At 69.3% G+C, this 16,297-nt stretch carries 17 protein-coding genes; 8 read left to right on the forward strand and 9 right to left on the reverse strand.

Features of this window, described 5'->3' with window-relative positions; all coding sequences use genetic code 11:
* Positions 1–296: 296 nt before the first annotated feature.
* Both phoU and ACWD3C_RS36470 read left to right on the forward strand, forming a co-directional pair.
* Positions 297–986 (forward strand): phosphate signaling complex protein PhoU, encoded by a 690-nt coding sequence (phoU, locus tag ACWD3C_RS36465; protein ID WP_451150853.1) that lies wholly within the window; start codon positions 297–299, stop codon positions 984–986.
* A gap of 218 nt (positions 987–1,204) precedes the next feature.
* Positions 1,205–1,357, forward strand: coding sequence for a hypothetical protein (locus ACWD3C_RS36470; RefSeq protein ID WP_451150855.1), 153 nt, complete (start codon positions 1,205–1,207; stop codon positions 1,355–1,357).
* Positions 1,358–1,532: 175 nt separating this feature from the next.
* On the opposite strand, the gene ACWD3C_RS36475 is transcribed toward ACWD3C_RS36470, so the two are convergent.
* Complete coding sequence (locus ACWD3C_RS36475; RefSeq protein ID WP_451150857.1) at positions 1,533–2,795, reverse strand: MDR family MFS transporter; 1,263 nt, start codon at positions 2,793–2,795, stop codon at positions 1,533–1,535.
* A gap of 194 nt (positions 2,796–2,989) precedes the next feature.
* Here ACWD3C_RS36475 and ACWD3C_RS36480 point away from each other — a divergent pair, with 194 nt between their 5' ends.
* Positions 2,990–3,751 (forward strand): phosphoglyceromutase, encoded by a 762-nt coding sequence (locus ACWD3C_RS36480; RefSeq protein WP_451150859.1) that lies wholly within the window; start codon positions 2,990–2,992, stop codon positions 3,749–3,751.
* Positions 3,752–3,811: 60 nt separating this feature from the next.
* Here ACWD3C_RS36480 and ACWD3C_RS36485 read toward each other — a convergent pair whose 3' ends face one another.
* Both ACWD3C_RS36485 and ACWD3C_RS36490 read right to left on the reverse strand, forming a co-directional pair.
* The gene (locus tag ACWD3C_RS36485) at positions 3,812–4,423 is read right to left on the reverse strand and encodes an NUDIX hydrolase (protein WP_451150861.1); all 612 of its coding nucleotides are present in this window, start codon (positions 4,421–4,423) and stop codon (positions 3,812–3,814) included.
* A gap of 86 nt (positions 4,424–4,509) precedes the next feature.
* Entirely contained in the window at positions 4,510–4,971 is a 462-nt protein-coding gene (locus ACWD3C_RS36490) for a DUF2000 family protein (protein WP_451150863.1), read from the reverse strand.
* 50 nt (positions 4,972–5,021) lie between these two features.
* Between ACWD3C_RS36490 and ACWD3C_RS36495 the strand changes: the two genes are divergently transcribed.
* The gene (locus ACWD3C_RS36495) at positions 5,022–5,855 is read left to right on the forward strand and encodes an AraC family transcriptional regulator (RefSeq protein WP_451150865.1); all 834 of its coding nucleotides are present in this window, start codon (positions 5,022–5,024) and stop codon (positions 5,853–5,855) included.
* Here ACWD3C_RS36495 and ACWD3C_RS36500 read toward each other — a convergent pair.
* Complete coding sequence (locus tag ACWD3C_RS36500; RefSeq protein ID WP_451150867.1) at positions 5,824–6,315, reverse strand: YbjN domain-containing protein; 492 nt, start codon at positions 6,313–6,315, stop codon at positions 5,824–5,826. The genes ACWD3C_RS36495 and ACWD3C_RS36500 overlap by 32 nt on opposite strands.
* A gap of 148 nt (positions 6,316–6,463) precedes the next feature.
* Complete coding sequence (gene mshA / locus ACWD3C_RS36505) at positions 6,464–7,804, reverse strand: D-inositol-3-phosphate glycosyltransferase (RefSeq protein WP_451150869.1); 1,341 nt, start codon at positions 7,802–7,804, stop codon at positions 6,464–6,466.
* A 308-nt stretch (positions 7,805–8,112) separates the two neighbouring features.
* Here mshA and ACWD3C_RS36510 point away from each other — a divergent pair, with 308 nt between their 5' ends.
* The 3 genes from ACWD3C_RS36510 (at position 8,113) to ACWD3C_RS36520 (ending at position 12,072) form a co-directional block, all read left to right on the forward strand.
* Positions 8,113–8,925: a class I SAM-dependent methyltransferase gene (locus ACWD3C_RS36510; protein ID WP_451150871.1), complete on the forward strand. Its 813-nt coding sequence runs from the start codon at positions 8,113–8,115 to the stop codon at positions 8,923–8,925.
* A gap of 262 nt (positions 8,926–9,187) precedes the next feature.
* Positions 9,188–10,297, forward strand: coding sequence for an NlpC/P60 family protein (locus ACWD3C_RS36515; protein WP_451150873.1), 1,110 nt, complete (start codon positions 9,188–9,190; stop codon positions 10,295–10,297).
* 347 nt (positions 10,298–10,644) lie between these two features.
* Entirely contained in the window at positions 10,645–12,072 is a 1,428-nt protein-coding gene (locus ACWD3C_RS36520) for a PP2C family protein-serine/threonine phosphatase (RefSeq protein ID WP_451150875.1), read from the forward strand.
* Positions 12,073–12,203: 131 nt separating this feature from the next.
* Here the strand turns inward: ACWD3C_RS36520 and ACWD3C_RS36525 are convergent, their stop codons facing one another.
* The 4 genes from ACWD3C_RS36525 to ACWD3C_RS36540 all read right to left on the reverse strand — a co-directional run bounded on the left by ACWD3C_RS36525 (position 12,204) and on the right by ACWD3C_RS36540 (position 14,986).
* Positions 12,204–12,515 (reverse strand): DUF2516 family protein, encoded by a 312-nt coding sequence (locus ACWD3C_RS36525; protein ID WP_451150877.1) that lies wholly within the window; start codon positions 12,513–12,515, stop codon positions 12,204–12,206.
* Positions 12,516–12,659: 144 nt separating this feature from the next.
* Positions 12,660–13,292, reverse strand: coding sequence for a hypothetical protein (locus ACWD3C_RS36530; RefSeq protein ID WP_451150879.1), 633 nt, complete (start codon positions 13,290–13,292; stop codon positions 12,660–12,662).
* Positions 13,293–13,418: 126 nt separating this feature from the next.
* On the reverse strand, positions 13,419–13,907 hold the full coding sequence (locus tag ACWD3C_RS36535) for a helix-turn-helix domain-containing protein (RefSeq protein ID WP_451150881.1): 489 nt from the start codon (positions 13,905–13,907) through the stop codon (positions 13,419–13,421).
* 338 nt (positions 13,908–14,245) lie between these two features.
* Positions 14,246–14,986 (reverse strand): alpha/beta hydrolase, encoded by a 741-nt coding sequence (locus ACWD3C_RS36540; RefSeq protein WP_451150883.1) that lies wholly within the window; start codon positions 14,984–14,986, stop codon positions 14,246–14,248.
* Positions 14,987–15,506: 520 nt separating this feature from the next.
* On the opposite strand from ACWD3C_RS36540, the gene ACWD3C_RS36545 reads away from it, so the two are divergent.
* A complete protein-coding gene (locus tag ACWD3C_RS36545; RefSeq protein WP_451150885.1) occupies positions 15,507–16,187 on the forward strand; it encodes a VOC family protein in 681 nt (226 codons plus the stop codon).
* The last annotated feature ends 110 nt before the right edge of the window (positions 16,188–16,297 follow it).

A 16,297-nucleotide genomic window follows, 5' to 3' on the forward strand; every position in this document is an offset into this window, starting at 1 on the left:
GGGATGCCCACAGCCATCGGAGTGCGACCTCGAACACTCGTCGCCCAGAGTTCACCTTGGAGCCAGTATCGATTCATTTGGGATGCCGGAAACGGACGCGTCGAGGGCGGAACGTGGGAGCGTGGGGTTCACGGGGCGCCATTCAGACAATAGGTATTCCGGACGGCAGGTATGCCGATGGGCGTATCGGTGTTGATAGGCGTATCGGTGCCGATACGCGCATCGCACATCTGCGGCCGGAAGCCATGGGCCCGGGCCCCTGACCCCCGGAATGAACGCTAGAGAGGGACATCCTGATGCGGGACGCGTACCACGAGGAACTTGACTCGATCGGCGAGGGACTGGTCGAGATGGCCCGGCTCGTCGGATCGGCGATCGGGCGCGCCACCACGGCCATCCTCGACTCCGACCTGAAGCTGGCCGAGAACGTGATCGAGGGCGACCAGAAGGTCGACGACCTCCAGCACGACCTGGAGGCGCGCGCGATAGCCCTGCTGGCCCGCCAGCAGCCGGTGGCGACCGACCTGCGCATAGTCGTCACCTCGCTGCGCATGTCGGCCGACCTGGAGCGCTCCGGCGACCTCGCCCAGCACGTCGCCAAGCTCACCCGGCTGCGCTTCCCGGAGCGCGCGGTCCCCCAGGACCTGCACGCCACCATCCTGGAGATGGGCCAGCTCGCCCAGCGCCTGATGGCGAAGGCCGCCGAGGTCATCGTCACCAAGGACGTCGACCTCGCCCTGCAGCTTGAGCAGGACGACGACGCGATGGACCTCCTCCACCGCGCCCTCTTCCAGCACCTGATGGACGACCGCTGGAAGCACGGCATCGAGACCGCCGTCGACGTCACCCTCCTCGGCCGCTACTACGAGCGCTTCGCCGACCACGCGGTCTCCGTCGCCAAGCGCGTGGTGTACCTGGTGACGGGTGAGCACGCGGACGACATCCAGCCGGACATCCAGCCGGTCACGGGGGTCGAGGGCGCCTGACGGCCGGGGCCAGGGTGCGCGCAGGGGCCGTAGGAGGGCCCTAGCGAGGCCACAGGGGGGCCACAGGGGGCGGCCGAAGGGGCTCTGGCAGTGGCTGGCACTGGCTGACGGGGGTTGACAAGGACTGACCGGGGCGTGCACGAGCCTCTGTGCGCCCTTGATGCGCCCAGCGGAACGGGCATGCAATGGGCACAGGCAACAGCCTTCGAGGAGGGACCATGGCCGAATCCCCGAGCACGCCCGACCCGACCCAGGAGCGCGAGACCCAGCAGCCCGCCGAGATCAAGAGCCTCCCGCTCGTCGGCGCCTGCGGCTGCGGCTCCGGCTGCGCCTGCGGGTGCCAGTCCGGCAATCCGTGCCAGTGCGGCTGATCGCGTACGGGTGCTGATTTCCGGGTGGGCTGATTTCGTACGTACGTAAATCTCGTTCGTACGTAAATCTCGTTCCGTACGTATGTGAAGCGCATCTGTGAAGTGCGCCTGCGACGTACATCTGTGAAGTGCGTCGCACGTGCGAGAAGGGGTCCCGTTGGTGGAACGGGACCCCTCAGCCGGTGGCGGCGCGGGAACCGGCATCCTCCGCCGAGGCCCCCTCTGACGCCCCCTCCCCCTCGGGAAGCCGCCGCATCAGCGCCCCGTACCCCACCCCCGCCACGGTCCCCACCACCGCGCACAGCCCCCAGAGCCACTCGGCGCCCAGCCGGTCGATGACGAAGCCGGACATCAGGGGCGCGACGAGGGCGGCCACGGACCAGGACATCGTGTACATGCCCTGGTAGCGCCCGCGCCCGTGCACCGGGGAGAGACGGACGACGAGCCCGGTCTGGGTGGGCGCGTTGACGATCTCCGCGAGGGTCCACACGCACACGGTGAGGGCGAAGACGGCGACGGACCCCGCGAAGGCGGTGAGGCCGAAGCCGTACCCGGCGAGCAGTGACGAGATCACGAGGAGCCGGCGCGGGTCCCGGTGCTCGATGAAACGGGTGACCGGGATCTGCAGGACGACGATGAGGACACCGTTGACGGCGATGGCGAGGCCGTAGTCCGCGGGCGTGAACCCGGCCCGGCCCATGGCGACCGGCAGGCCGACCGCTCCCTGCTGGAAGACGACGGCGACCAGGAAGGACAGCCCGACGACGCTCATGAAGCGCCCGTCGCGCAGTACGGTGCCGAGCCCGACCTCGGGTCGTCCCGCGGAGGCCTTGGCTGTCTGGGCGGGCCGGGACTCCGGCAGCTTCAGGAAGACGAGAACGGCGCAGACCATCGTCATCCCGGCCTCGATCAGGAACCCGGCCAGATAGCTGTGCTCCGCGATGAAACCGGCGGCCATGGAGGAGACGGCGAACCCGAGGTTGATCGCCCAGTAGTTGAGGGAGAAGGCACGGACGCGGTCCTCGGGCCGGACGATGTCGGCCATCATCGCCTGGACAGCGGGCCGGGAGGCGTTGCTGGTGGCGCCGACGAGGAACGCCACGGCCGCGATGGCCACGGGGTCGTGCACGAAGCCGAGCAGGGCGACGGAGACGGCGGTGGACGACTGGGCGACGAGCAGGGTGGGCCGCCGCCCGAGCCGGTCGGTCATCACGCCCGCGCCGAGGGAGGAGATGACACCGCCGAGGCCGTGGAGGGCGGCGACGAGTCCGGCGTACATGGCGGAGTAGCCGCGGTCGAGCGTCAGGTACAGCGCCATGAAGGTGGCGACGAACGCGCCGAGCCGGTTGACGAGCGTGCTGGTCCACAGCCACCAGAACTCGCGGGGAAGGCCCGAGACGGTCTCGCGGACGGCGCGTCCGGCGGCGGCGAGTGGCATGGACGGGTCCCCCACGGACGTAAGCGGCTCAGACGGCGTGCACAACTTACGAGTGCGGGCCTCCACATGACCACCCATTTAAATGGACGCAGGCCATCGTCGAACGGGCGTAAAGAACGGGTGGAAAAAACGGGTGAAAAGGGGTTCCGAAGGCCCGATCGAAGCCGACAGAGCCGTCCATTACGCTCAGGGGCATGGCCGACGCACCGTACAAGCTGATCCTCCTCCGCCACGGCGAGAGCGAGTGGAACGAGAAGAACCTGTTCACCGGCTGGGTGGACGTCAACCTGACCGCGAAGGGCGAGAAGGAGGCGACGCGCGGCGGCGAGCTGCTGAAGGACGCCGGCCTGCTCCCTGACGTACTGCACACCTCCCTCCAGAAGCGCGCGATCCGCACCGCGCAGCTCGCGCTGGAGTCCGCCGACCGCCTGTGGATCCCGGTCAAGCGCTCCTGGCGCCTGAACGAGCGCCACTACGGCGCCCTCCAGGGCAAGGACAAGGCGCAGACCCTCGCCGAGTTCGGCGAGGAGCAGTTCATGCTCTGGCGCCGCTCGTACGACACCCCGCCGCCCGCCCTTGAGGACGGCTCCGAGTTCTCCCAGTCGAACGACCCGCGCTACGCGACGATCCCGCCGGAGCTGCGCCCCCGCACGGAGTGCCTCAAGGACGTCGTCCTCCGCATGCTCCCCTACTGGTACGACGGCATCGTCCCCGACCTCCTGGCCGGCCGCACGGTCCTGATCGCGGCCCACGGCAACAGCCTCCGCGCCCTCGTCAAGCACCTCGACAGCATCTCCGACGCCGACATCGCCGGCCTCAACATCCCGACGGGCATCCCCCTCTCGTACGAGCTGGACGCGGACTTCAAGCCGGTCAACCCCGGCGGTACTTACCTTGACCCGGAGGCGGCTGCGGCTGCTATTGAGGCGGTCAAGAACCAGGGGAAGAAGAAGTAACTCGACGCCAGTAAGCCCCCGACCTGCACTTATGGTGCAGGTCGGGGGCGTTTTGACTTGCTACGGCTCAGCTGTCCAGGCATGGGCCAGCTTGCGGGTGAAGCGGTGCATGTGTGGGTCCAGCGAGGTCAGCGGCTCAGCAAGTACCTGCTCAGGAGTGAGCCACCGGATCGCTGTGAACTCCTCGTCGTCGTAGAAGGTGATACTGCCGACGTCCGCGTGGAGGACATGCCAGAGCGAGACATCGGTGTGCTCGCCCTGGCCCCGGGTCCGGGTGACCGTGAGGAAGAAGGGCCGTGCTCCAGTGCTCGTCGAGGCTACGGCCGGGATGCCCAACTCCTCCCGGCACTCGCGTACGACGGCGGCCCACGGCTCCTCGCCCGGCTCCACATGCCCTCCGGTGGGAAGCCACAGCCCGGCCTTGCGGTGTGCGACGAGGAGGAGTTCCCTGCGCTCCTCGTCGACGACTACGAAATAGCTGACCAGGTGCATCGCGGGGACGTCGGGTTTGCGCGTCCGGTACACCGGCGCGCCGCTCGCGAGCCAGTCGGCGGTGGTCTTCTGGTGAACTCGCTCCAGCTCGTCCCATGGCTCGATGCCTTCGACCTGCGCTGCCAACTGGGCGCGAAGACGCTGGTGGAGGTCACTGGTCCGGTGGTGGGGTGAGGTCATCCGTGCATCCTGGCAGGGGGGTACGACACTCGGGGCTCCGCCGGATCGGATGCGGGCGGGTACTGGGCTCGAACCCCTGACGGACCTCACGGGTGCATCCGTGCCCCCTTCAGTGTCTTGTCCACGGCGTTGCGCGGGCCGTACACCGCGAGGCCGGCCAGGTCGAGTTCTCGGGTTGGGACGGCGCGTACGGCGGTGCGGTTGTCGTGGTCGTTGCCCGTGGAGAAGAGGTCGGAGGTGAACAGGGAGCGGGGGAGGGCGCGGGACAGGGCGCGTGCGTGGGTCGCGGTCAGGGTCTCCTTCGAGCCCTCGAAGATCAGGACGGGCTGGCGGAACATCGGCAGGTACCGGACGCCGTCCGCGTCCTCGTACGGTTCGCCGATGACCTCCGGGATCTGCGTGCCCAGGCCACTGACCAGGAAGGCGGTCACATTGAGGCGCTGCCAGGTCTCCAGGTCGTCCCTCAGGAGGACGGCGATCTTGGTGTCGAAGCGGGTGAGGGGCGGAACGCCCGCCGGAACGTGCTCAGTGGCGTGGTCAGTGGTCATGTCCCCCACACTGCCGACCACCGAACAGCGACGTCTTGTACGTTCCTTGCATGCGCCCTCAACGAGAGGTTTCCGCCTGGCGCCCCCGCGTCCGGGGGGTGGTGGAGGTGTTCCACGCGCACTACACGGAATACGCGTACCCGATGCACGTACACGAGGCGTGGACGTTGCTCATCGTGGACGACGGGGCCGTGCGGTACGACCTCGATCGGCATGAGCACGGCACACCGCACGACACGGTGTCGTTGTTGCCGCCGTACGTGCCGCACAACGGTTCGCCGGTCACGGAGGACGGTTTTCGCAAGCGGGTGCTCTATCTGGATCTGAGCACGTTGGACAAGAGTCTCATCGGGGCGGCCGTCGACGGGCCCGACTTGCGCGATCCCGTTCTGCGGCGGCGCGTCGGGCAGTTGCACACCGTCCTCGCACGTCCGGGGGACGAGTTGGAGGCGGAGAGCAGGCTGGCGCTGATCGGGGAGCGGTTGCGGGGGCATCTGTGGCCCCGGGGCGATGCCGTACGGGGCCCGTGCTCGGGCAACCGCCTTCTCGCCCGCCGCCTCCGCGAGCTGCTGGACGAGCGGGTCACGCAGGGCGTGAGTCTGGACGAGGCCGCCGCGCTCGTGCATGCCCATCCCACCCACCTCGTACGGGCGTTCAGCGGCGCCTTCGGTATCGCGCCCCACCAGTACCTCATGTCGCGACGGGTCGAGCGGGCGCGAAGGATGCTCCTGGAGGGGGGCCGGCCGGTCGAGGTGGCCACCGCCACCGGGTTCTACGACCAGGCTCATCTCTCCCGCCACTTCAAGCGGTTGGTGGGTGTGCCGCCGGGTCGCTACGCCCGCGCCGCTCCGCTCACTCGACGGGCCGCTCCGTCAAGTGGCTGAACGCCTCCAGGTTGCGGGTCGATTCGCCGCGTGACACCCGCCAGGCGTACTCCCTGCGGATCGCGGACGCGAAACCGAGTTCCAGGAGGGTGTTGAAAGCGCCGTCGGCGGCTTCCAGGACCGAGCCAAGTAGTCGGTCCACCTCCTCCGGGGTGACGGCGGCCAACGGCAGTTTGCCGACCAGGTACACGTCACCGAGCGGGTCGACGGCGTAACTCACTCCGTACAGCTTGAGGTTGCGTTCCAGGAGCCAGCGGTGGACGCCCTCTTGGTTCTCGTCGGGGTGGCGGATCACGAAGGCGTTCAGGGAGAGCGAGTGCTTGCCGACGATGAGCGAGACGGTCGTGGAGAGCTTGCGGGTGCCGGGGAGCTTCACTACGTACGAGCCCGCCTCGGGGCTCTCCCATTCGAGCTCGGCCTCGGTGAACACCTGCTCGATGATCGACGCTGCGTCAGCCATGGTGCGAGCGTACGCGACGGGCGACGGCGGGCTCTCCAAGCGGTGCACGTCAGGTGGTGCACGTCAGGTGGTGCATGTCAGTCGGTGTACGTCAGGCGTAGTGGACCACCTGTAGTTGACCACCTGTAGTGGTCCCGCCCGGTGCACTTCAGGCGTAGTGGACGCGTCCCCTGCGGCGGTGGGCCTGCACGGCCTCCGTGTACACGTCCGCCGTCGCCGCGGCCGCCGTGTCCCAGCCGAAGGACTCGGCGTGGAGGGCGGCGGCCGCGCCCATGCGGGACGGCAGCTCCGGGCGGTCGGCGAAATCGTGGAGCACGCGCGCGTAGGCGACGGGATCGTGCCCCTGGACGAGGAATCCGGTCTCCTGGTGGCGTACGGCGACGGGGAGCCCACCGACCGCGGCCGCGAGCACCGGCGTACCGGCCGCCTGCGCCTCGATGGCGACGAGCCCGAAGGACTCGCTGTACGAGGGCATGACCAGCACGGACGCGGCCCGGAACCAGTCCGCGAGCTGTTCCTGCCCGACGGGCGGCCGGAAGCACACGACATCGGCGATGCCCAGGCGCGCGGCGAGCTTCTGCAGGCCCTCGGGCTTGGCGAGGCCGCTGCCGCTGGGGCCGCCCACCACGGGGACGACGATCTTCGAACGGAGTTCCGGGCGCTCGTCGAGGAGGACGGCCACCGCGCGCAGGAGCACGTCCGGAGCCTTCAGGGGCTGTATACGGCCCGCGAAGAGCGGGATGAGCGCGTCCTGCGGGAGGCCGAGGCGGGCGCGGGCGGCGGCGCGGCCGTCCGCGGGGCGGAAGCGGTCGAGGTTGACGCCCGGGTGGACGACGGCGACCTTGCCGGGGTCGGCCTCGTAGTGGCGTACGAGTTCGTCGGCTTCCTCGGCCGTGTTGGCGATCAGGCGGTCGGCGGCGCGGACTATCTGGGTCTCGCCGATGACGCGGGCGGTGGGTTCGGGGGTGTCGCCCTCGGCGAGCGCCGCGTTCTTGACCTTGGCCATGGTGTGCATGGCGTGCACCAGGGGGGCGCCCCAGCGTTCGGCGGCGAGCCAGCCGACGTGGCCGGAGAGCCAGTAGTGCGAGTGGACGAGGTCGTAGTAGCCGGGGCGGTGGCCCGCCCAGGCCTGCATCACCCCGTGCGTGAAGGCACAGAGCTGGGCCGGGAGGTCCTCCTTGGCGAGGCCCTCGTACGGGCCCGCGTCGACGTGCCGGACGAGGACACCGGGGGCGAGTTCGACGCTCGGCTGGAGGGCGGCGGTGGTCGCGCGCGTGAAGATCTCAACCTCGATGTTGATCGCGGCGAGGCGCTGGGCGAGCTCCACGATGTAGACGTTCATGCCGCCGGCGTCCCCTGTGCCGGGCTGGTGCAGCGGTGAGGTGTGCACGGAGAGCATGGCGACCCGGCGCGGCTTGCGGTGGTGCAGTCGAAGCCGTGCGGACGAGGCTGGGGAGCGACGCCCGAGCCTGCTCACGTACTGGCTCACGAGGCGTTCCTCCCTGCTGCGGACATGCCGGACGGAGGACGACACGTGACACCCTCCGGTCAGGAAGAACACCGGACGAGGTCGTTCCATTTCCACTTTGCCGAATCATTACGCGTGATCGCTCAACCGTTCGAGCGAAGAGTGCGTGGCGCGTACGGCGAGGGGGCGGTGAGCTGTGGCCGGGTGGCCGGGTCACATGAGTGTCATCGAGTACTGGCGCCGCGGGCACCATCAACGCCCGGCACAGGCCGGCGGGAGTTATCCACAGGCTGCACACGGCTCCAACCGGCCCGCATACTCTCGTACGCATGACAGCCCGCGCAGCGTCCCGCCCCGTGGGTACGGTGACGCGCGGGACCACGAATCCGAACCGTCTGCGTCGTATGGACCGCTGGATCGCGGCCACGCATGGCGCCGAGTTCCGCCGTGCCACGGACTCGGTGGCGGTCGACCTCGGGTACGGGGCCGCGCCGTGGACCGCGGTCGAACTGCTCCAGCGGCTGCGTACGGTCGCGCCACGCACGCGCGTGGTCGGCGTCGAGATCGACCCGGCCCGGGTCGCGGCCGCGCGGCCGTACGAGCGGGAGGGCCTGGCCTTCCGGCACGGGGGCTTCGAGGTTCCGGTGGAGGGGCGCCCGGCGCTGATCCGGGCGGCGAACGTGCTGCGCCAGTACGACGAGGCCGAAGTGGCCGCCGTCTGGGACCGGCTGTGCGCCCGGCTGGCACCGGCGACAGACGGCTCCCGGGGCGGGCTGCTCGTCGAGGGCACCTGCGACGAGATCGGCCGCCGCCACGTCTGGGTCGCCCTCGGCCCGGAGGGCCCCCGCACGGTCACCTTCGCCACCCGCCTCGGTTCCCTCGACCGCCCGTCCGACCTCGCCGAACGCCTCCCGAAGGCACTCATCCACCGCAATGTCCCCGGCGAACCGGTCCACGCCTTCCTCCGCGACCTCGACCAGGCCTGGGCCGCCGCGGCCCCCTACGCCTCCTACGGCGCCCGCCAACGCTGGATACGCACGGTCCGCGACGTGGCCGCCGACTGGCCGGTGTGGGACGGGATGTCCCGGTGGCGCCAGGGCGAGATCACGGTGGCCTGGGAGGCGTTGGCGCCTCGGGGGTGACGCGTCGCCGTCCTCTCATGCGGACGGGAACGATCCCCCCCCCATGACGATCACCTCATAAACGATCTCCCAGGCGATCACCTCATGACGAACGGGAACGATCACCATGAATCGTTCGTCACACATGCGAGGAGATCGTCATGTGGGGGGATGGAATGGGGAAGAGAGTTTCCGTCCGCCTCTGTCGCATTGCGCGATGACGTGGCACGATCCCCCAGGCGTCCAGAAGTTACCGACGGTTAATCAGGTTGGGGGTAGGGGTATGACGACCGGCAAGCGGAGCCTGACCATGGCGGCGGTGGCCCTGGTCTGCGCGGTGACCGCGCTGGGGGCACCCGGCATGGCCTACGCGAGCGCCGCGGAACCGGACCCCGCACCGAGCCCGACGGCCCCCTCGGCGAGCCCGGCCCCCTCAGCGAGCCCGGCCCCCGTGAGCAACGAGGAGCTTGAAGTCGTCCGCGAGAAGCTGGACAAGCTCTACCACGACGCGGCGGTCGCCACGGACGTGTACAACGCGGCGGAGGAGAAGGCCGAAAAGCAGTCCGCCGAGATCGTCGAGCTGGCCCGCGAGATCGTCAAGGGCCGGGAGAAGCTGGACAAGTTGAAGGACCTGATGGGCGCCGCGGCCCGCGCCCAGTACCGCGGTGGCGGCCTCCCGCCCGAGGTCCGGCTCTGGCTGAGCAACAACCCGCAGGAGTTCCTCGACAGCGCCGGCCGAGTGCACCAGGGGCAGCAGGCGTCCCAGGGCCTGCTCGCCGAAATGAAGCGCACCCAGGAGGACTTGGAGCAGTACGCGCGGGACGCCTCCGACCAGTGGAAGAAGCTGGAGGAGAACCGGAAGGCGAAGGCCAAGGCCCAGAAGAAGATCGAGAAGCAGATCGCCGCCGCGGAGAAGATGGAGTCCGAGCTGGAGCAGGAGGAGCGCGAGCGGCTGGCCGAGCTGGAGGAGGAGGCCGCCTACGAGGCGCAGTCCACCTGGCTGAGCTCCGGCGTCCTCGACGACATCGACGGCAAGTCCTCCACGCCGGGCAAGACGGCCGTGCAGTTCGCGACCGACCAGATCGGCAAGCCGTACGAGTGGGGCGCCGAAGGCCCCGGGACGTACGACTGCTCGGGTCTCACCTCTCAGGCCTGGATCGCGGCCGGCACGAACATCCCCCGCACCTCCCAGGAGCAGTGGAGGCAGCTCAAGCACATCGACATCAAGGACATGCGCCCCGGCGACCTCATCATCTACAACCCGGACGCCAGCCACGTCGCGATGTACATAGGGGACGGCGCGATGGTCCACGCCCCCCGCCCGGGGCGCACGGTGACGATCGCGGGCGCGGGTTCGATGCCGATCCTGGGGGTCGTACGACCGGACGCGTGATCCCCGGCCAACGGGGCATCCCCCACACGCGCCAAGCCGACCCAAAGGCGGCAAAACCGCGTCAACCACCCAAGGGTGCCCTCGGCCGCACGTCACGTGACTCACCCCACGTGACCCACCGCACGTTCGCCGCGCCGAGCAACCCCGCGCACGTGAGATTCGTCATTCCCGTGGAGGGCCACGCCATGTCCAAGTGCGTTACCGGATGCGGCATATGACGGGGGCCCTTGGCCGGACGGCGCGCGGCGGAGCATTCCATTGCGGCGCCGACGACCGCTATGGTCCCGGTCGGTGGTTCGAGGCCTCGTCCCACCGTGCCCTCGGGGGGAGGGAAGGAACCCAAGCCGATGCCCGTACCCGTACCGCGGCAGAGAGCGATCCCGGCCGTGGAGAGTGGTCGGGCGCACACCGTGTCCGCACCCAGCGGCCCACCGCAGGGCCCGCCCCGGGGCCCGTCCCAGGGCCCGTCCCGGGAGGAGGCGGACCGGAGCGCCATGCCCACCGCCACCCCTGCCGACAGCAACACCAACCTCACCGTCCTGCTGATCGAGGACGACCCGGCGGGTTCCCTCAGCGTGCCCGAACTGCTCGACTCCGCGGGCAAGCCGATCCGCGTACGCACCGCCCGCAACCTCACCGAGGCCGGGCGACTGCTCACCGACGACGTCAACTGCATCCTGCTCGACCTCGCACTGCCGGCCCCGGGCCGCGCGGGAGACAGAGCCGACAGGGCCGACAAAGCCGATAGATCCGACAGGGCTGACGGCGCCGACGGAGTGGTGGCCGACGAACTGGCCGTGCTCAAGCACGTACTGAAGCTCGCGCCCCGGCACGCCGTACTCGCGCTCACCGCGTCCGGCGACGCCGAGCGGGGCGCGGAGGCGGTGCGCGTGGGCGCGCAGGACTATCTGTTCCGGGACGAGCTGGACGGGCGGCTGCTGAGCCGGGCGATCCGGTACGCGGTGGAGCGGAAGCGTTCCGACAGGGCCGAGCGACGGCTCACCGAGTCCAAACTGCGGGCCCAGGAGAACGCCCGCCTGGAGCGCGGCCTCCTGCCCACGCCCCTCCTGGAGGGCTCCACGCTCCGCTTCGCCGCCCGCTACCGCCCGGGCCGTTCCCGCGCCCTGCTCGGCGGCGACTTCTACGACACCGTCCGCACCCCCGACGGCACCGTGCACGCCATGATCGGCGACGTCTGCGGGCACGGCCCCGACGAGGCGGCGCTCGGCGTGGAGCTCCGGATCGCCTGGAGGGCGCTGACGTTCGCGGGGCTGTGCGGCGACGAACTGCTCTCCACCCTCCAGCGCGTCCTGGAGCACGAGCGCGAGAACGACGAGATCTTCGCGACCCTCTGCACGGTCGACATCGCGCCGGACGGCCGCAGCGCGGGCCTGTGCCTGGCCGGCCATCCGTCCCCGCTGATCGCCCGCCCGGGCCGCCCGGCCCAGCTCCTGCCGTACGACAACAACGGCCCCGCCCTCGGTCTGCTCCCCCACGCCCGCTGGCCCCGCACCCAGATCGAGCTGGGTGCCGCCTGGAGCCTGATGCTCTACACCGACGGCCTCATTGAGGGCCGCGTCGGCGAGGACGGCGAACGCCTCGGCCAGGACGGCATGGTCGACATGATCCGCCGCCAGCTCGCCCAGGGCCTGAGCGGCGAGGAACTCCTGCGGGCGGCGGTGAACGAGGTCCGCGACCTCAACGGCGGCGAACTGACGGACGACGTGGCGGTGCTCCTGCTGGACCGCTCGGACCGCGAGGGTTACGAGGGTTAGCGGTCACCGGCGGCACGCGTACGCGCGGCCGCCGTACTCATAGCCGTGAAAGGAGCCGCACAAGCCGCGCACGACCGTCGTCGCACTAGTACTCGTACTCGAAGGTCACGGCTCGAAGGTCAGGGCCTCGGTCACCGACCGCCGTTGTACGGCCCGTACGGCCCGTCGCTGCTCGAACCGCGGCGGCCGCCACCGCCCCCGCCCGAGATCTGCCGGATGGCGGGCCGGACGTCCACGAAGAAGACGATCGTGGCGATGAGGCCCGCGATCTGCAGGAAGAGGAACGGCACGAACAGGTTCACGGCGACCGTGACGCCCAGGATGATCAGCCAGAACATCTTGCTCTGCTTGTCGGCGGCGCGATACGCGTCTTCGCGCGCCATCGCGGCCATGACCAGCGCCACCACGGCGAACACCAGCATGGCGAGAAAGATCAACGACATGAAGCCGCTGAATGCCGTCAACAGCACAATGCCCACCACCCGCGTCGATTCGTCTTACGGCCACCGTACCCGGAGAACGGGTCGGGCACCCCAAAGGTGCCCGACCCGTTGCCGTACTGCGGCGTACTGCTCGCCGTCCGGGACTTACTTCGCCGGAGGCGTCGTCTTCTTCGCGGTGGTCTTCCTGGCCGGGGCCTTCTTCGCCGCGGTCTTCTTGGCGGGGGCGGGCTCGGCCTGTGCCTGGGCCGGCTTCTCCTCCGCCTTCTCCTCCTTGACCTCGACGGGCTCCGACTTCGGCTCGACGGCGACCGCGAGCTCCTCGATCTCCTCGGCGGCCTCGCCGCGCCAGGTCTTCACGGTCTGCTCACCGTGCTCGGCGACCTTCTCGTAGGTCTCACGGGCCTTCACGGCGTACTCGGCGGCGACGCCGACACTGCGCAGGGCGATGTCCTGGGCGGTCTCGCCGAGCCTCTTCAGGTCGGTGTCGAGGGTGCCGATGAACTCGGTGACCTTGGTCTGGAAGGTCTCCTGCGTCTCCTTGACGCGGGCGGAGGCCTTCTCCTGGGTCTCCTTCACCCGAGCGGTCGCCTTCTCCTGGACGGCCTTCGGGTCGGTGTGGCGTACGGCGTCGATGCGGGCCGGGGCCTCGGCGCGCAGCTGCTCGACCAGGGTGGGCACCTTCTTGGCCTGCTGGAGGGCGAGGTCGGCGGTGCCGGCCGCGAAGTAGAGGGGGGTCGGGTCACTGAGGGTCTTACGCAGGTCTTCGGTGATGGCCATGGCGATGGTCCTCCGGATTTGCTTTCAGCTGAGGGTTTTGTAGTGGTCCGCCCACAGAGCGTAAGCCCTGTCCGCTATGTCTATTGCGCTGTCCACTGCGCCTACCGCCTGCTTACCGTCTGCCGGTCAACTGGCCGTCTGCTGCGAACCTGCATCGCTGCCGTCGGCCGTGCGGGGGCCGGGGCCGGCGGTTTTCTGGGCGTTCTGGGTATCCGCCACGCTCTGAGCGTCCTGCGGGTCCTGCCCCTCGCCCATCTGGGCGATCTCGGTCCCGTTCTCCTTGCGGAAGGACTCGTAGATCTGGAGCAGAACCTGTTTCTGCCGCTCGTTGAGCGTGGGGTCGGCGAGGATGACGGCGCGTGTCTCCACCTCCTCACGATCCCGCTCCGCATCGAGGATCCCGGCGCGGACGTACAACGTCTCGGCGGAGATCCGCAGCGCCTTCGCGACCTGCTGCAACACCTCCGCGCTCGGCTTGCGCAGCCCGCGCTCGATCTGACTCAGATACGGATTGGACACCCCGGCGGCATCGGCGAGCTGCCGCAACGACAGCTGCGCGTTCCGCCGCTGTTCGCGCAGGTACTCACCGAGATTGCCGACGTTGAGCGATGCCATGCCTCCACCTTGCCGCACCCCTGCTAACTATTGCAAGCAGCCGCTTGCAAAAGTGTGCCACGCCACTTGTGGGCCGTTGATGTGACTTCCAGCGTTAGCTGTCACATTTCAGCGCTTGTTGTCACTGCTGTGACTTACGCGCTTCACTTGGTGGCTTTGTCCACGAGAGCCGACAGCACCTGGACACGAGACAGTCCATGGCTTCGGGCAGCGCGGGCCCCTGCCGAGTTGGCAGGGGCCCGCGGCATAAACAGCAGAGGAGCGCCGGGACCTGCCCTCGACGAGCAGCATCCTGGCCAACATGGCTTACCGTCTGCTGATGGCCTGGCGGACCGGCCTCACTTCAGGTGCCGGGTGAAGAACTGGGCCGCGGCGTCCCCCGCGAACTGCGGGACGCCGGTGTGCCCGCCCATATTGGCGTGCAGGGACTTCTCCTTGGAGCCGAAGGCGTCGAACAGGTCCAGGGCCGCCTGCCGGTCGTTCCCTTCGTCGTCCCACTGCAGCAGGACGTGCAGCGGAATGGTGACCTGGCGGGCCTCCTCGAACATGGCGCGAGGCACGAAACTCCCGGCGAAGAAACCGGCGGCCACGATGCGCGGCTCGACCACCGCAAGGCGAACGCCGATGGAGATCACTCCCCCCGAGTACCCGACCGGGCCGCCGATCTCGGGCAGCGGCAGGAGGGCGTCAAGGGCGGCCTGCCATTCCGGGACCGCCTTGTCGACGAGCGGGAGGATGAGGGCGGCGATGATCTCGTCGCTGACCGGATCGCCGGCTTCCATAGCCCGGCGCAGGTCGGCGCGGGCCTGCTCGGCGGCGGCCCAACGGGGCCGGTCACCGCTCCCGGGAAGCTCGATGGTGGCCGCGGCGAAGCCATCCGCCGCGGCGTGCCGGGCCCGCGCCACCAGTCGGGGGTACATCTTGTGCAGTCCGAGCGGGGGGTGGCCGAGCAGGATCAGCGGCGCCGGTGCGGATGCGGATGCGGGCGTCCACAGGATGCCGGGGACCTCGCCGAGGGTGAATTCGCGTTCGAGGACGCCGTCGTCGAGGCGCTGTTCGGAAGCGAAGTGAAGGGCCATGGTCGTGCCTTTCGGGAGTGCGCTTGAACGGCGCTCCCGGACGACCTATCGTCCGACCGTGACCCCGGAGGAGAGCACCCATGTCGATACTGTGTTCACGGGTACCACCTCCTCGTTCTCTCGCACGGCCTCCGCGAAAGTAGCAGCGGCCGCCGTGGTCCGCCAATCGGTTTTTGCGCGGGCTCCGTGGCCGGATGCCAAGGAGTCGGAACACTACGCAGAGCTACTTGGGGCCTCATCGCGGCTTCCCGAGGCGAGGCCCTGCGACGGCGGGGCGCGCTGGGGGCGCTGTCGTTTCTCATGAACATCGAACACGACGCGCCGCCGACGCCTCCCAATCTCGTGTACTGGTGCTGTCGGTTCTCGTGAACAAAGCCAACTTGGCGAGTGAGCAGTTGGCCTGGCGGGGCTGAGCTCTCTGATTGGCGAGCTGAGCATTACGGCTGGTGAGCGAGTTGATCTCTGTTTGGCGACGGTATCTGCAGATGTCGCTGCAGAGCGGGTGCATAGGATCGCCGGCATGACGCTGCGACCTGTCCTGGTGAACATAAAGGCTCTTGCTGACTCGGCGGTCGGCCGGTTCTGGGCGGAGGCGCTCGGCTGGAGTGTCACCGGCGAGGGTTCGGGCGCGGCCGCCGCCAAACCCGTCGGCTTCGATTGGCTGGACCCGGTCGGCGTATGCATCGACGTCATTGCCGTCCCGGAACCCAAGACGGCAACAAAGAATCGTGTGCACGTCGATCTCGCCACCACCTCTGCGGCCCATCAGGCGGAGTTGGTCGCGCGCCTTGAAGCTCTCGGTGCGACGCCCGCCCACGTGGGCCAGGGCGACGTGCCGTGGACGGTCCTCGCCGACCCGGAGGGCAATGAGTTCTGCGTGCTGGAGCCTCGGGAGATGTACCGGGACACCGGGCCGATCGCCGCGGTGGTGGTCGACTGCGCGGATCCGCGGGCCATGGCCCGGTTCTGGGACGAGGCGATGGACTGGACCCTGCACGAGGTGACCGACGACCATGCGGTGTGGCGCTCGGCCAAGGGTGTCGGCCCGTACCTTGAGTTCCTCCGCTCGCCCGACGTAAAGACTGTGCCGGACCGCGTCCATCTTGACCTGGTGCCGGACCCCGGTGACGACAAAGCAGCGGAGGTGGCCCGGCTGCGGGCCCTCGGCGCCACCGACCTCGACGTTGAAGTTTCCCCGTGATCTTGGACACTCGTTGGAGGAGCGGGCAACGTGCAGCACCCGGCACAACAGAACGATCGGGTAGTTCGCCTTCTCCGCATGGATGAACCGGCACAACTCGCTCACCGGTC

The sequence above is a fragment of the Streptomyces sp. NPDC002845 genome (assembly GCF_053591955.1).

Coding starts and splice junctions, on each gene's coding strand:
- phoU (WP_451150853.1), top strand. CDS start 297: ATGCGGGACGCGTACCACGAGGAACTTGACTCGATCGGCGAGGGACTG.
- ACWD3C_RS36470 (WP_451150855.1), top strand. CDS start 1,205: ATGGCCGAATCCCCGAGCACGCCCGACCCGACCCAGGAGCGCGAGACC.
- ACWD3C_RS36475 (WP_451150857.1), bottom strand. CDS start 2,795: ATGCCACTCGCCGCCGCCGGACGCGCCGTCCGCGAGACCGTCTCGGGC.
- ACWD3C_RS36480 (WP_451150859.1), top strand. CDS start 2,990: ATGGCCGACGCACCGTACAAGCTGATCCTCCTCCGCCACGGCGAGAGC.
- ACWD3C_RS36485 (WP_451150861.1), bottom strand. CDS start 4,423: ATGACCTCACCCCACCACCGGACCAGTGACCTCCACCAGCGTCTTCGC.
- ACWD3C_RS36490 (WP_451150863.1), bottom strand. CDS start 4,971: ATGACCACTGACCACGCCACTGAGCACGTTCCGGCGGGCGTTCCGCCC.
- ACWD3C_RS36495 (WP_451150865.1), top strand. CDS start 5,022: ATGCGCCCTCAACGAGAGGTTTCCGCCTGGCGCCCCCGCGTCCGGGGG.
- ACWD3C_RS36500 (WP_451150867.1), bottom strand. CDS start 6,315: ATGGCTGACGCAGCGTCGATCATCGAGCAGGTGTTCACCGAGGCCGAG.
- ACWD3C_RS36510 (WP_451150871.1), top strand. CDS start 8,113: ATGACAGCCCGCGCAGCGTCCCGCCCCGTGGGTACGGTGACGCGCGGG.
- ACWD3C_RS36515 (WP_451150873.1), top strand. CDS start 9,188: ATGACGACCGGCAAGCGGAGCCTGACCATGGCGGCGGTGGCCCTGGTC.
- ACWD3C_RS36520 (WP_451150875.1), top strand. CDS start 10,645: ATGCCCGTACCCGTACCGCGGCAGAGAGCGATCCCGGCCGTGGAGAGT.
- ACWD3C_RS36525 (WP_451150877.1), bottom strand. CDS start 12,515: ATGTCGTTGATCTTTCTCGCCATGCTGGTGTTCGCCGTGGTGGCGCTG.
- ACWD3C_RS36530 (WP_451150879.1), bottom strand. CDS start 13,292: ATGGCCATCACCGAAGACCTGCGTAAGACCCTCAGTGACCCGACCCCC.
- ACWD3C_RS36535 (WP_451150881.1), bottom strand. CDS start 13,907: ATGGCATCGCTCAACGTCGGCAATCTCGGTGAGTACCTGCGCGAACAG.
- ACWD3C_RS36540 (WP_451150883.1), bottom strand. CDS start 14,986: ATGGCCCTTCACTTCGCTTCCGAACAGCGCCTCGACGACGGCGTCCTC.
- ACWD3C_RS36545 (WP_451150885.1), top strand. CDS start 15,507: ATGACGCTGCGACCTGTCCTGGTGAACATAAAGGCTCTTGCTGACTCG.